The 12,839-nt window shown below is 59.1% G+C and carries 11 protein-coding genes and 1 other RNA gene; 3 read left to right on the top strand and 9 right to left on the bottom strand.

Translation table 11 applies throughout. The annotated features are described in order from the left end of the window. Positions 1-64 precede the first annotated feature (64 nt). Entirely contained in the window at positions 65-1,348 is a 1,284-nt protein-coding gene (locus AAAX36_RS01040; protein WP_349073709.1) for an O-acetylhomoserine aminocarboxypropyltransferase/cysteine synthase family protein, read from the bottom strand. A gap of 231 nt (positions 1,349-1,579) precedes the next feature. Here AAAX36_RS01040 and AAAX36_RS01035 point away from each other — a divergent pair, with 231 nt between their 5' ends. Continuing rightward, positions 1,580-2,026, top strand: a complete 447-nt coding sequence (locus AAAX36_RS01035) for a C-GCAxxG-C-C family protein (RefSeq protein WP_349073708.1) — start codon at positions 1,580-1,582, stop codon at positions 2,024-2,026. A 67-nt stretch (positions 2,027-2,093) separates the two neighbouring features. Here the strand turns inward: AAAX36_RS01035 and AAAX36_RS01030 are convergent, their stop codons facing one another. From AAAX36_RS01030 to rpsA, 3 genes are all read right to left on the bottom strand, one after another. Then, positions 2,094-2,732: a YigZ family protein gene (locus AAAX36_RS01030; RefSeq protein WP_349073707.1), complete on the bottom strand. Its 639-nt coding sequence runs from the start codon at positions 2,730-2,732 to the stop codon at positions 2,094-2,096. 268 nt (positions 2,733-3,000) lie between these two features. Beyond that, positions 3,001-3,362: RNase P RNA component class A (rnpB, locus tag AAAX36_RS01025), an RNA gene on the bottom strand. A gap of 343 nt (positions 3,363-3,705) precedes the next feature. Continuing rightward, entirely contained in the window at positions 3,706-4,872 is a 1,167-nt protein-coding gene (gene rpsA, locus AAAX36_RS01020; RefSeq protein ID WP_022095232.1) for a 30S ribosomal protein S1, read from the bottom strand. Positions 4,873-5,188: 316 nt separating this feature from the next. Here rpsA and AAAX36_RS01015 point away from each other — a divergent pair, with 316 nt between their 5' ends. Further along, positions 5,189-5,947, top strand: coding sequence for an HAD family hydrolase (locus AAAX36_RS01015; RefSeq protein ID WP_349073706.1), 759 nt, complete (start codon positions 5,189-5,191; stop codon positions 5,945-5,947). A gap of 243 nt (positions 5,948-6,190) precedes the next feature. On the opposite strand, the gene AAAX36_RS01010 is transcribed toward AAAX36_RS01015, so the two are convergent. Then, positions 6,191-7,510 carry an L-serine ammonia-lyase, iron-sulfur-dependent, subunit alpha gene (locus tag AAAX36_RS01010; RefSeq protein WP_349073705.1) on the bottom strand — a complete coding sequence of 440 codons (1,320 nt, stop codon included), beginning with the start codon at positions 7,508-7,510 and terminating at the stop codon, positions 6,191-6,193. Between the two features lie 271 nt (positions 7,511-7,781). Between AAAX36_RS01010 and rpiB the strand changes: the two genes are divergently transcribed. Continuing rightward, positions 7,782-8,249, top strand: a complete 468-nt coding sequence (gene rpiB / locus AAAX36_RS01005; RefSeq protein ID WP_006234151.1) for a ribose 5-phosphate isomerase B — start codon at positions 7,782-7,784, stop codon at positions 8,247-8,249. A 152-nt stretch (positions 8,250-8,401) separates the two neighbouring features. Here the strand turns inward: rpiB and ndk are convergent, their stop codons facing one another. The 4 genes from ndk to AAAX36_RS00985 all read right to left on the bottom strand — a co-directional run bounded on the left by ndk (position 8,402) and on the right by AAAX36_RS00985 (position 12,370). Next, positions 8,402-8,806 (bottom strand): nucleoside-diphosphate kinase, encoded by a 405-nt coding sequence (gene ndk, locus AAAX36_RS01000; protein ID WP_349073704.1) that lies wholly within the window; start codon positions 8,804-8,806, stop codon positions 8,402-8,404. A 384-nt stretch (positions 8,807-9,190) separates the two neighbouring features. Next, complete coding sequence (gene argH, locus AAAX36_RS00995) at positions 9,191-10,621, bottom strand: argininosuccinate lyase (protein ID WP_349073703.1); 1,431 nt, start codon at positions 10,619-10,621, stop codon at positions 9,191-9,193. 118 nt (positions 10,622-10,739) lie between these two features. Beyond that, a complete protein-coding gene (locus AAAX36_RS00990) occupies positions 10,740-10,910 on the bottom strand; it encodes a hypothetical protein (RefSeq protein WP_158550218.1) in 171 nt (56 codons plus the stop codon). 233 nt (positions 10,911-11,143) lie between these two features. After that, entirely contained in the window at positions 11,144-12,370 is a 1,227-nt protein-coding gene (locus AAAX36_RS00985) for an argininosuccinate synthase (RefSeq protein ID WP_349073702.1), read from the bottom strand. Positions 12,371-12,839: the final 469 nt, after the last annotated feature.

Genomic DNA, 12,839 nt, shown 5'->3' with positions numbered 1-12,839 from the left:
GGAATCGGAACTATGAGGACGTCGTCAGCCGAAAAGCCGTCCCACGCCTCGCACGCACGCTAGCCTAGCACTGCTCGAGCGCCTGCTCAAGGTCGGCAATCAGATCGGCCGTGTCCTCAAGGCCGCACGACAGGCGCACCATGTCGGCGGAGATGCCGCAGGCGATAAGCTCCTCGTCGTTCATCTGGCGATGAGTGGCGTTTGCCGGGTGCAGGCAGCAGGTGCGGGCATCGGCCACGTGCGTGGCAATCTGGGCGAGCTTAAGACTCTTCATAAAGGTCTCGGCCGCCGCACGACCACCGGTAAAGCCAAAGCTCACGACGCCGCAGGTACCGTTGGGCATGTACTTCTGAGCCATGTCGTAGTACTTGTCGCCCTCTAAGCCCGGATAGCTCACGAAGCGCACTTTGGGGTGGCCCTGCAGGAACTTGGCGACCGCCAGACCGTTCTCGCAATGGCGCGGCATACGCACGTGCAGGCTCTCGAGCGAGCTGTTCAGGAAGAACGCCGCCTGCGGGTTCTGCATGGGGCCGAGGTCGCGCATGAGCTGCGCGGTAGCCTTGGTAATAAAGGCGCCCTCGCGGCCGAACTTCTCGGCATAGGTCACGCCGTGGTAGCTCTCGTCGGGCGTGGTGAGACCCGGAAACTTGTCCGCATGGGCCATCCAGTCAAACTGACCGTGATCGACGATCACGCCGCCCAGGTAGGCCGCATGTCCATCCATGTACTTGGTGGTGGAGTGCGTGACGATGTCGGCGCCCCACTCAAAGGGACGGCACATCACGGGCGTCGGGAAGGTGTTGTCGACCATCAGCGGTACGCCGTGGTCGTGCGCGGCCTTGGCAAAGCGCTCAATATCGAGCACGGCGAGGGCTGGATTGGCGATGGTCTCGCCAAAGACGAGCTTGGTATTGGGCTCAAAGGCCGCCTCGAGCTCCTCGTCGGTGCAATCGGGGGCAACGAACGTGCAGGTCAGACCCATACGCTCCATGGTATGAGCCAGCAGGTTGTAGGTACCGCCGTAGATAGCAGAGCTAGCGACCACATGATCGCCAGCACCGGCCACGTTAAAGATCGCGAGGAAGTTCGCGGCCATGCCCGAGCTCGTGAGCATCGCTGCAGTGCCGCCCTCCATCTCGCAGATCTTGGCGGCAACCAGATCGCACGTGGGGTTCTGCAGGCGGCTGTAGAAGTAGCCCGACTCCTCCAGGTCAAACAGCTTGCCCATGTGCTCCGACGTGTCGTACTTCCACGTGGTGGACTGGTAGATGGGCACCTGGCGCGGCTCGGCATCTCCCGGGTGATAGCCGCCCTGAACACATGTAGTACCGATGGTCTGCTCGCTCATATCTAGCTCCCTTGCCTGGGTTTTAGTTTTATTCGGTTCACGATACCGCTACCCCGCACCCCTCTCAACCCATCACCAAGATAGGTTATTGGACTAATTGATCAGGGGTATTTATCTCAAGCCTTAGGCATTTGCTCGATAGATAAAAATGAGGCATACATGAAGCTCTCGATGATTACATGCCCCGTCACGGGTACCATAGGCGGGTACACCGTGACCAAGGAGACAACGATGAAGCAAATCGATACGGCCCAGCTCGACATCACCGCCTGTCAGGCTCAAGCTGCCGAATACCACGCCCGTGGCTTTAACTGCGCGCAGGCCGTCGCCTGCACGCTCGCGCCTGCCGTCGGACTCGACCCCCAGGTCGCCTTTACCCTCACCGAGGGCTTTGGCGCCGGCATGGGCGGCATGACCGAAACCTGCGGCGCCATCTCGGGCGCCGTGGCCATCATGGGGTTTGTAATGAGCGACGGCATGGAAAACCCCAAGACTAAGGGCCAGACCTACAAGCTGTCGCGCGAAATCGCCAAGCGTTTTGGCGAGAAGAACACGACAACCGTCTGTGGCACGCTCAAGGGCATCGGATCGGACAAGGGTCCGCTCCGCAGCTGCCCCGGCTGCATCGACGATGCCGTCGAAATCGCCTGTGATGTGCTAAAGCGGCTCGCAGAGTAAACGGCAGCAACATAAAACGACGGCCGGCTCGCTTGGGATCCATCCAATAGTACGCCGGCCGTCGCCGTTAGAACTCGGCAAATGCGGAAGCGCCGACCTCAATCTCCTCGCGCCCCGCCATAAGCTCGCGCATCTTGGCGCAAAACGACTCCTGCTCCCCTGCCTTAAACACCAAGTGAAGTGTCACGGCATCCGCGAAATCGGTATCCGAAACCTTGGCACCCGAATCCTGCGCCAAACGAAGCACCTGCTCATACTGCGGATAGGCCACATGCACGTCAACCGGCACGACGCTTGTCATCTCAACGATCTGCCCTGCCTCCTGAGCCGCGGCCACCGCCGCCTGCGTCGCCGCGGTATAGGCGCGTACCAAGCCACCAGGCCCCAACAGCGTGCCACCAAAATAGCGCGTCACCACGCAGCAAACATTTTTGAGCCCCGCACCGCGCAGCACCTCGAGCGTCGGCATGCCGCTCGTGCGGCTCGGCTCACCATCATCGCTCTGACGCTCGCGCCCATCGACCAAAATCCACGCGGGAACATTGTGTCGAGCGTCGTAATGACGCTTGCGAACCATCTCGATAAAGGCATTCGCCTCATCCTCGGACTCAATATGGACCAGCTGGGCAATAAACCGGCTCTTGCGGTCCACAAACTCGCCCGAAGCCTCAATATTCGATTGCAGAGTAAAATAGCTGTCCAACAAAGCCCCTCAACAACAAGCAAAGCAACAAACAGCCTCAATAATACGGCAAAGGCCGTACCGATAACCCCGGTAAATAGAACAGCAACGCCAATGACCAGGCAAAAACAGCGAGATGCCAAGAACGGAACCGCCGATGATTCCGCAAACGAAAGCGAGAACCCGTCAGCGCGAGCAAGGTGCCTTGAAAGACGAGGGCATTGACCTTATGGTCATGCCCGAAGGCTTGAAAGGCAGATTGCCGCGCTGACGGGTTCGCAGCGTCAACAAAGTGCCGAGTGGGCCTATAAGCCGGGTTCTGTCGTGAACGGTCATTTATCTTGTCTGCACGTTACCGTGCAGCTCCACGCACGCTACCCGAACGCGGACCGGGCCGGCCCATAGCGTTCCTATTCGCGCTTGCTCCGGATGGGGCTTGCCAAGCCGCCGTGTTGCCACGACGCTGGTGGTCTCTTACACCACCGTTTCAGCTTTTCCCTTTACGCCTTGCGGCGCAGGTGGGAGTCTTCTTTTCTGCGGCGCTTTCCGTCGGATCACTCCGCCCGGCCGTTAGCCGGCATCCCGCCCTCTGGAGCCCGGACTTTCCTCACGCGTGCCGCAAGCAGCACATCGCGCGACCGTCTGGCCCACTCAGCAGTGCAAGAGTGTAGCACACCGTTGTCACAGGCAATGGCACAACACAAGCGTTCGACACGATAAACCAAGAACCACGCTATGCAGTACAATAGTATCGTCGATGGGCAACGTCGTCAGTCGAGACGCGACCGCGCTCCGCACCCCTCCGTCTACTCGGTGCGTTCCCGCCTCCTCCCCGAGGCGGGATGTCGGCATTTTTTCATGCACCGACAACCCAATAGCAAGCAGACAGACCGGACAGCATTGCGCACGGGCAGCATCGCGTACCTCAGCAACAAATGCAAAAAGGGACCCGTCCATTGCGGACGGATCCCTTAAAACAAGTGATCGTCAAACCGATTTACTCGGCGTCGGTCTCCTCGTCCTTCTTCTCGGAAGGCAGCGGGGTGACCTCGATCTCGACGCCCAGAGTCTCAGCAGCGGACTTCATGGACAGGGAGATACGACGACGGTCGAGGTCGATCTCCATGACCTTGACCTGAACCTTGTCGCCCACGTGGGTGACCTGAGAAGGCTGGTCGACGTGCTTGTTGGCCATCTCGGAGATGTGCACCAGGCCCTCGATGCCCTCGCCCAGGTCGACGAAAGCGCCGAACGGGACAAGCTTGGTCACAGTGCCCTCGACGATAGCGCCGACGGGGTACTTCTTGACCAGTGCGCGCCACGGATCCTCGGTGGTCTGCTTGAGACCCAGGGAGATGCGCTCGCGGTTGAGATCGACGTCGAGAACCTCGACCTCGACCTCCTGGCCGACCTTGACAACCTCGGAAGGATGGTTGACGTGGTTCCAGGAAAGCTCGGAGATGTGGATGAGGCCGTCGATACCGCCGAGGTCGACGAAGGCGCCGAAGTCGACGATGGAGGAAACGGTGCCCTGGAGACGCATGCCAGACTTGAGCTTGGACAGGATCTCGGAGCGCTCGGCCTTACGGGACTCCTCGAGCACGACGCGACGGGAGAGGACGACGTTGTTGCGGTTGCGGTCCATCTCGATGACGCGGGCCTCGATGCGGGTGCCCATGTAAGAGGTGAGGTCCTTGACGCGACGGAGGTCGACGAGGGAAGCGGGCAGGAAGCCACGCAGGCCGATGTCGAGGATCAGGCCGCCCTTGACAACCTCGATAACCTCGCCCTCGACGTTCTCGCCGGAGTTGAACTTCTCCTCGATGCGGTTCCAAGCACGCTCGTACTCGGCACGCTTCTTGGACAGGACCAGACGACCGTCCTTGTCCTCCTTCTGGAGAACCAGGGCCTCGATGGGATCACCAAGTGCAACGATGTCTGCAGGGTTAGCGTCCTTACGGATGGACAGCTCGCGGACCGGGATAACGCCCTCGGACTTGAATCCGATGTCAACGAGCACCTCGTCATGCTCGATCTTAACGACAGTGCCGTTAACGAGATCGCCCTCATCAAAGTCGGTAATCGTACCGTCGATGAGGTTGTTCATCTCCTCCTCGTTGACATCGTCAAGAGAGAAAATGGACGAGTTCTGAATCTCACTCAAAGGTGGACCCCTTTCGAACTACGGGGCCCCGATTGCTAGGACCTACAGAAGGGTGCGACAAGCACACAACGTTTAGGAACACTCGGGAGCCGACAGATACTAATGTGACGCTTATGCAATCACGTTCGTATAGGTTACGGGGAAATGGGTTCGATTTCAAGCGTGAACTGCGTTTTTTTACTCGTGTGGAGACTTTTTCGTAATCTTATGGACAGCTGTCTCCACAACTTGACGATAAGCAGTTTGCCCATACGCCTTTGAGGTAAAGTATCCGGAGCCAACGATTCTAGAACGATTTATCGAGAAAGGTGCCCGCGTGCTCAAAGCAGTCGTTTTCGATATGGACGAGACGCTTCTTAGCATCAACCTCAACGCATTCATCCTTCGGTATTTTAAGGATGTCTCGTCGATGCTCGCGGACATCGGGCGACGCAGCCGCGGTGGCACGATGGCACGCCTCGGCACCATCTTGGTCGACCTCAACGCCAACCGCCGACGCGGCACGGATAATCGCACCAATCTTGAGTTCTACCAAGAAGAGGTTGAGCGCCGGTGCGGCATTTGCCTCTCGGACCCACTCATCTACGAGGCGTTTACCTACTACGATCGTGAAGTCCTGCCGTACAAGAACGACGATGTCATCAACGCCCACGCCATGCCCGGCGCACATGCCGCGCTTCAGGCCGTACAGGATGCAGGACTGCGTTGCGCGCTCTTTACCAACCCCAGCTTTCCGCAGGGGGCCATCGAGTGCCGCATGGGTTGGGGCGACCTGGCCGACGCCCCCTTTGAGCTCGTCACGCACATGGGAAACACCACCCGCTGCAAGCCCGATGCCACCTACTATCTAGAGCAGCTTCAGGTGATGGGGCTCGAGCCGCACGAGGTCCTCATGGTGGGCAACGACCCCAAGCGCGACTTCCCCAGCCCCGCCTGCGGCATTCAAACCGCCTATGTTGGCCAGGGAAAACCAGGCCGAGCCACCTGGCGCGGAACCATGGAAGACTTCGCCCGCGACTTTAACGCCGTAGTAGAAGCCTTCTACGAACACCAAGTAGCCAACGAACTGTCGTAGGACCCCTCGCTCCAAACAAAATAGTGCCGCAGGTTGTAAGGTGACAAAGAGACAGTCCCTTTGTCACCTTACAAAGCAACGCCGATGTTATGGCAAAGACAGCGAAAACGCCCCTAAGCGAGCAATGTGCCTTGAAAGAGGAGGGCATAGGCCTTCTGGCCATGCCCGACGATTGAAAGGCAGATTGCCGCTTAGGGGCGTTTGCAGCGTCGACTGGTTACGCGGTTTGGTAAAACCGCGTAACTAACAAACCTGGGTTTTACCGATCATGATGTTGAGGATCTCGATGTCGGTGTCCTTCATGCCCACGCGGCCCACGTAGCCCATGCTGGCAATCGTCTGCTCGACGGTATCCTGAATGAGACCCTCGCCGGCGCGGAAGCCGCGGCCCTGCATGGCCATATCGTGGCCCAGAATCGCAGCATCAACGGCAGCGGAAATCTTAGCCGCGCAACTCGCCTTGGCGCCATCGCACACGATGCCGCCCACGTTACCGAGCGTATTCGAGACCGTCGCGCCAATCTGCTCGCGCGTGCCACCGCACAGCCAGGTAATCGCAGCGCCGGCGCCGCACGCGGCGCAAATAGCACCGCAAAACGCCGAGAGCGCACCAATATAGCTCTTGATATGCACGGCGATAAGATCGGACAGCATCACGGCGCGCACCAGGCGCTCGTGGTCGCAACGCAGGTACTCGGCATACTCCATGACGGGCAATGCGCAGGTAATGCCCTGATTGCCCGAGCCGCACACAATGGCGACCGGCAGCGCGCAGCCGTTCATGCGGGCGTCGGACCCGGCGGCCGCACGGGCACGGGCACGGCAGGCGACGTCATCGGCACGAGCACCCAGCAGCGTACGACCCACCTCGGCGCCCCAAGCGTGCGCAAGGCCCTCGGCACTGATTGCGCCATTCAGCTCAATCTGACGCTCAACGGCAGCGCGGGCGTCCTCAATGTCACCGTCCTCGATAAAGTCGATGATGGACTCAATGCTCATAGGGGCATCGGCCTTATCCGCCGCACGCTCGGCCACCACGCGCTCGGCGCAGGCGGCACACTCCCCCGCCGACTTGCCGCATACCGGAATACCATCGAGCGTATGGCACGTGACATTAGTGTGGTGATCGGTAATCTCGACGACCGCGGTATGGCCCCCGGCCGTCGCAGTCACCTTGATGTAGAGGTTGGGCACACCTTCGACAAGCGACACATCGCAGTAGCCGGCGTCGGCGAGGAGCTCGGCCACGCGAGCGCGGTCTTCATCGTTAACGCTCTCGAGCACCTCGAGCGCGCTCTTAGCGTCGCCGCCCACGGCGCCCAGCACGGCCGCGGCCTCAATACCGTGCATACCGCCCGAGTTGGGCACGGTCACGCTCTTGACGTTCTTGATGATGTTGCCCGAGCAGGCAACATCCATATGATCGGGCTCGCAACCGAGCGTCTGGCTCGCCAGTGCCGCTGCATAGGCAACGGCAATGGGCTCGGTACAGCCGAGCGCGCAGACAAGTTCGCGGTTCAAAACATCGCAAAACGCGGCATCACGGATGGAATCGGTAGGCATAGGTATCTCCTGCTTGCATAACGGGCTGGGCTCTCATAATAGTTAGCTCCTTTATTTGATAACAATGCATCAAAAACCGCAACCATGGTTCCGGCAGACGGCGCTCAAGCGCAAACTGACGACATTCATTCACAAGAAGTCAGTCTTGTTGCCTGCTAAAGCGTTTGACCAAAAAACGCTCGAGCGTTTACGCAAAAGTCGCGCTATCATGCAGTCGAACGCGGTAAACACCTTTAGCATTTGCGCCGCACAGACCAGAGAGGAACCATCCATGAAGATCGGTATCGGTAACGACCACGCCGCCGTCGAGCTCAAGAACATCATTTCCGAGCACCTGAAGGAGCGCGGCTGCGAGGTCGTGAACTTTGGCACCGACACCTCCGAGAGCTTTGACTACCCTATCGCCGGCTACAAGGTGGGTAAGGCCGTTGCCAACGGCGACGTCGACCTGGGCATCCTCATCTGTGGCACCGGCGTCGGGATCAGCCTGGCTGCCAACAAGGTCGAGGGCGTACGCGCCGTTGTGTGCTCCGAGCCCTTCAGCGCCAAGCTCTCCCGCATGCACAACAATACCAACGTGCTCGCCTTTGGCGCCCGCGTCGTGGGCTCCGAGCTCGCCAAGATGATTGTCGACGAGTGGCTCGACGCCGAGTTTGAGGGCGGTCGTCACGAGCGTCGCGTTAACCTCCTCAACGAGATCGACCACACGCGCGGCCTCAAGGTCGTCGACGAGGCTTAAACTACTCAGTACCACAAGCTAACAGCAGGGGCCCGCTCGGAACACATGTCCGAGCGGGCCCCTTCATAGATTTTGGAATAAAAAGGGCGCCGCGGATGGAATTCCGCGGCGCCAAAGCCACACGCTAACAGCTTTAAGGAGTCAAAGCTGGTTTAGCCAAAGAAGCGCTTGATCTCGATCTCGGCGTTCTCCAGGCAGTCGGAGCCGTGGATCACGTTGGCGTTAACATCGACAGCGAAGTCGCCGCGAATGGTGCCGGGGGCAGCGTCAAGCGGGTTGGTGGCGCCCATGAGGGTGCGCATCTTGGAGACAGCGGAGAGACCGGAAACGACCATCTTGACGACCGGACCGCTCGTCATAAAGTCGCAGAGACCGCCAAAGAAGGGCTTGTCGGCCAGATGGGCGTAGTGCTCCTCGACGGCAGCGCGCTCGAGCGTGGTCATCTCCATGCGCTCGATGACAAGGCCGCTGCGCTCAATGCGAGCAACGATCTCGCCGATCTTACGGTCGCGCACGGCGTCGGGCTTAATCATGATGAAGGTCTTCTCGATAGCCATAAAAGTAGCCTTTCAAGTAGGTTCGCGCGTGCCCAAGTCCCATTCCGGCACCCGCCTGGACTGCATCGTAACAGAGTTTTAGCTGCAGTTAAACAAAAAGCTGTTTATTGAAACGCTGCAATTTATTAAAGCGCTCCATATGTGTCACTTCTGTTTCGAAGCCCGATTAGAGTACCATCCGACCGCCCATCAACCGCATCGAACAGAGCAGGCGGTCGGTTGCCGCCCGCGAACGTACCCCCTTCACAACCTGCCCAAAGGTCCTACAGAACTTCTCGACAAGCCCCTCCCCCATAGCAACAAAATACGGACGCCCACATCAGCAGACGCCCGTAAAGCAAAACGATTTATCAATACATGGCCAAAACGGCTTCAGCCAAACCTCTACTTTGCCCCGTGACCCATCTCGACGACCTTGGTCAGCGATCCAAACACGCCCTCGTCAGCCACGAGCTGTGCCTCGGCACGCTGCAACTGCACGGCAACGGCGGCAGGAGCGGTGCCGCCCTCGGTCGTGCGCGCGGCGACAATCGACGGGATATCGAGCGCCTCGGTAATGTCGCGCTCAAAGAGCGGGCTTGCCTCCTGGAACACCTCAAACGGCAGGTCCTCAAGATTGCAGCCGCGCTTCTCGCACATCAGGACCAGATGGCCCACCACGGCATGTGCCTCGCGGAACGGCAGGCCACGCTTGGCCAGGTAATCGGCAACATCGGTGGCGGCAAGGTGCCCCACGCCGCACTCGCGCGCCATGGCATCCTCGTTGACGGTCCAAGTCGAAATCATTCCGGCCATAACGGACAGGCACTGCATGAGCGTATGGGCGGTATCGAGCGCGCCCTCCTTGTCCTCCTGCAAGTCCTTGTTATAAGCAAGCGGCAGGCCCTTCATGGTCACGAGCAGCTGCACCAGGTTGCCATACACACGGCCGCTCTTGCCGCGGATAAGCTCGGCAAAGTCGGGATTCTTCTTCTGCGGCATGATGGACGAGCCAGTGGAGTACGAGTCGGAAAGCGTGATAAAGCCAAATTCGGAGCTCGACCACAGTACGATCTCCTCGGAAAGACGCGACAGGTGCATCGCCATGACGGATCCGGCGTAATGCAGATCGAGCAGAAAATCACGGTCGGAAACGGCATCGAGCGAGTTGGGGATCACGCCCGCAAAGCCAAGTTCGGCAGCCGTCATCTGGCGATCGAGCGGATAGCTCGTACCGGCAAGCGCAGCGGCACCCAGCGGGCAGTTGTCGGCAGCATCAAAGGCGGCCTTCAAACGCGTAAAGTCGCGCGCGAACATCCAGGAATACGCCAGCAGGTGATGCGACAGCAGCACGGGCTGAGCATGTTGCATGTGCGTGTAGCCCGGCAGAATCACCTTGTCGTACTTCTTGGCCGCATCAACCAGCACATGACGCAGCCCAAGATTGGCCTCCATGAGCTCTTTGGCCAGCGCCTTGACGCCCAGGCGCGTATCGGTCGCCACCTGGTCGTTGCGCGAACGCCCGGTATGCAAGCGCTTACCGGCCTCGCCGATGCGGCGCGTCAGCTCGCTCTCGATGGACATATGAATGTCTTCGTCGTTGATGTCGAAGGTGAAGTTGCCGGCATCGATATCCTGTTCGATTCCGGTCAGGCCCTTGGCAATCGCCTGCTCGTCCTCGGCACTGATGATGCCCTGGGCCGCCAGCATTTTGGCATGCGCCTTAGAGCCGGCGATATCCTGCTTATAGAGATGTTTGTCGACCGGCAGCGACGCGCCAAACTCCTGCGTGACCTCGGCCACGCCCGCCTCAAAACGACCGCCCCAAAGAGCCATGGAACCGTCCCCTTTCTCCAAATACCAAAACAAGCGCCCAAAGCAATGCGCCATATCGCTAAAGCGATTTTTCAACCGCTAGTTTTACACATTCCCCACCGTGTGCGGAGCCATGTAGCTAATTTGCAAAGAAGTGACGCGCCATGCACTTGGCGCCCAACGTCTCCCTCCGGATGTTGCCCTGCGAGCCATCGATCCAGGCCTTCAGGCTCATAGGGACGTCCTCGACCCTTGCAGCATCGAACTCGGGCGCGAGGGCAAGTAAAGCATGCGCGATAGCATTGAACATAATGGATACTCCTCATATATATAGGCGCAGAGCCGCCAAATTGATAGAAGGAGCCCCGCCGGACAACCCCGGCGGGGCTCGGACTCAGCCGCAGACGCGGCATCATATATGCGGGCGGAACGTAGGGGCCACCGATGTTAAGAAGTGTCAGCAAGCATAACGAAAGGTAGGGACCCCGTGCGCCCGTTATGTATCACGCGGATGGGCCGCGCGGATACCAAGGGAAGGGGGCGCTAGGCCTGGGCGGCAGCAGAGCTGGGGCCCTGGACCTTTGCCCACGTCTTGAGCGACAGCGTATCGATCTCGATAAAGCCGGCGCTGGCCTTCTCGTCAAACGTGGTGTCGCGGTCGTAGGTAGCCAGACCGTAGTCGTAGAGGCTGAAGGGGCTCTTGCGGCCGACGACATGGCAGTTGCCCTTAAAGAACTTCAGACGGACAGTGCCGGTCACGAACTTCTGGGTATCGGCCATAAAGGCATCGAGCGCGTTTTTGAGCGGGCTGTACCACTGGCCGTTGTACACGGCGGTGGCCCAATCCTGCTCGAGCTTGATCTTGGTCTTGAGCAGGTCGCCCTCGACGCAGATGTCCTCGAGCGCCTTGTGGGCGGTGATGAGCGTCAGGGCGCCGGGAACCTCGTAGCACTCGCGGCTCTTAAGACCCACCAGGCGATCCTCGACCAGATCGAGACGGCCAAAGCCATTGTCGCCGGAGATCTTGTTGAGGGCGATGACGATCTCGGAGAGCTTCATCTTCTTGCCGTCTACGGCGACGGGCTTGCCGGCCTCAAACTCAATCTCAGTGTAAGTCGGGGTGTCAGGCGTGTCCTCGGGGTTCTTGGTCATAACCCAAGCGTCATCGAGCGGCTCATTCCAAGGGTCCTCCAGGTGACCGCACTCGATGGCGCGACCCCACAGGTTGTCGTCGATGGAATAGGGGTTATCGTTGGCACCCTCGGGAACCGGCACGTTGTGGGCGTGGGCATAGGCGACCTCGTCGGGACGGCACTTCAGGTCCCACTCGCGAACCGGGGCGATAACCTTAAGCTCGGGGTCGAGGGCCTTGACGGCAGCCTCAAAACGGACCTGGTCGTTACCCTTGCCGGTGCAGCCGTGGGCGACGTAGGTCGCGCCAAACTCGTGAGCGACCTCGACAAGCTTCTTGGCGAGCAGCGGGCGGGAAAGAGCGGAGAGCAGCGGGTACTTGTTCTCGTACATGGAGTTTGCGGCGATGGCCTTAGCCAGGAACTCATCGGAGAACTCGTCGCGCAGGTCGAGCACCTGGCAATCGAGAACGCCCAGGTCGAGCGCCTTCTGCTTCTTGGCATCCAGTCCGGTCTCTTCCTGGCCCACATTGCCGCAGACACAAACGACATCGAGATTCTTCTCGTCCTGGAGCCACTTGACACATACGGATGTATCAAGACCACCGGAATATGCGAGAACGACTTTTTCCTTGCTCATGGCTGTTTCCTTTCGCCCTTGGTAGCTAGTTAGAACATCGGTCAGTTGCAAGTCACCTTGAGGTCAAAAACCGTGCAATATCAGGTTATTCAGCAGAATGCATCACAGGCATGCCCTAGAAACATGCGGCTATGTCGTGCTTAAACCCAACGACCTCAAAATGACTCTGTTGAGGCATTGCGCCCCATGCGGACAGAGACGATTGTTATCGTCGTCGGGAAATTGCGCGCTGGCGTCGGATGGCATTGTCTGCAGTGGTGATGATCTTTACGAACTGCATCTGCCTCTCCTCTCACGTATCGCCGGGCGCAATTCAAATATCGCAAACGGTACCTTTTCCTCGGTAAACGGCTCTTTTGCCGTCTCCGTTTTCGATGTTCGCTATATTACGATAAAGTGCACGCTGCACAAGCGACAAATTCAAATTTCTGAAAAGTTTTTTCATTAGTTTGTGAATTGCAGTGCAAAT

This window comes from Collinsella sp. CLA-ER-H10 (assembly GCF_040092475.1).
In the GTDB taxonomy this organism is placed as follows: domain Bacteria; phylum Actinomycetota; class Coriobacteriia; order Coriobacteriales; family Coriobacteriaceae; genus Collinsella.
The sequence above is the reverse complement of the archived record's forward strand: the minus strand, read 5'-3'. Positions and strand labels throughout refer to the sequence as shown.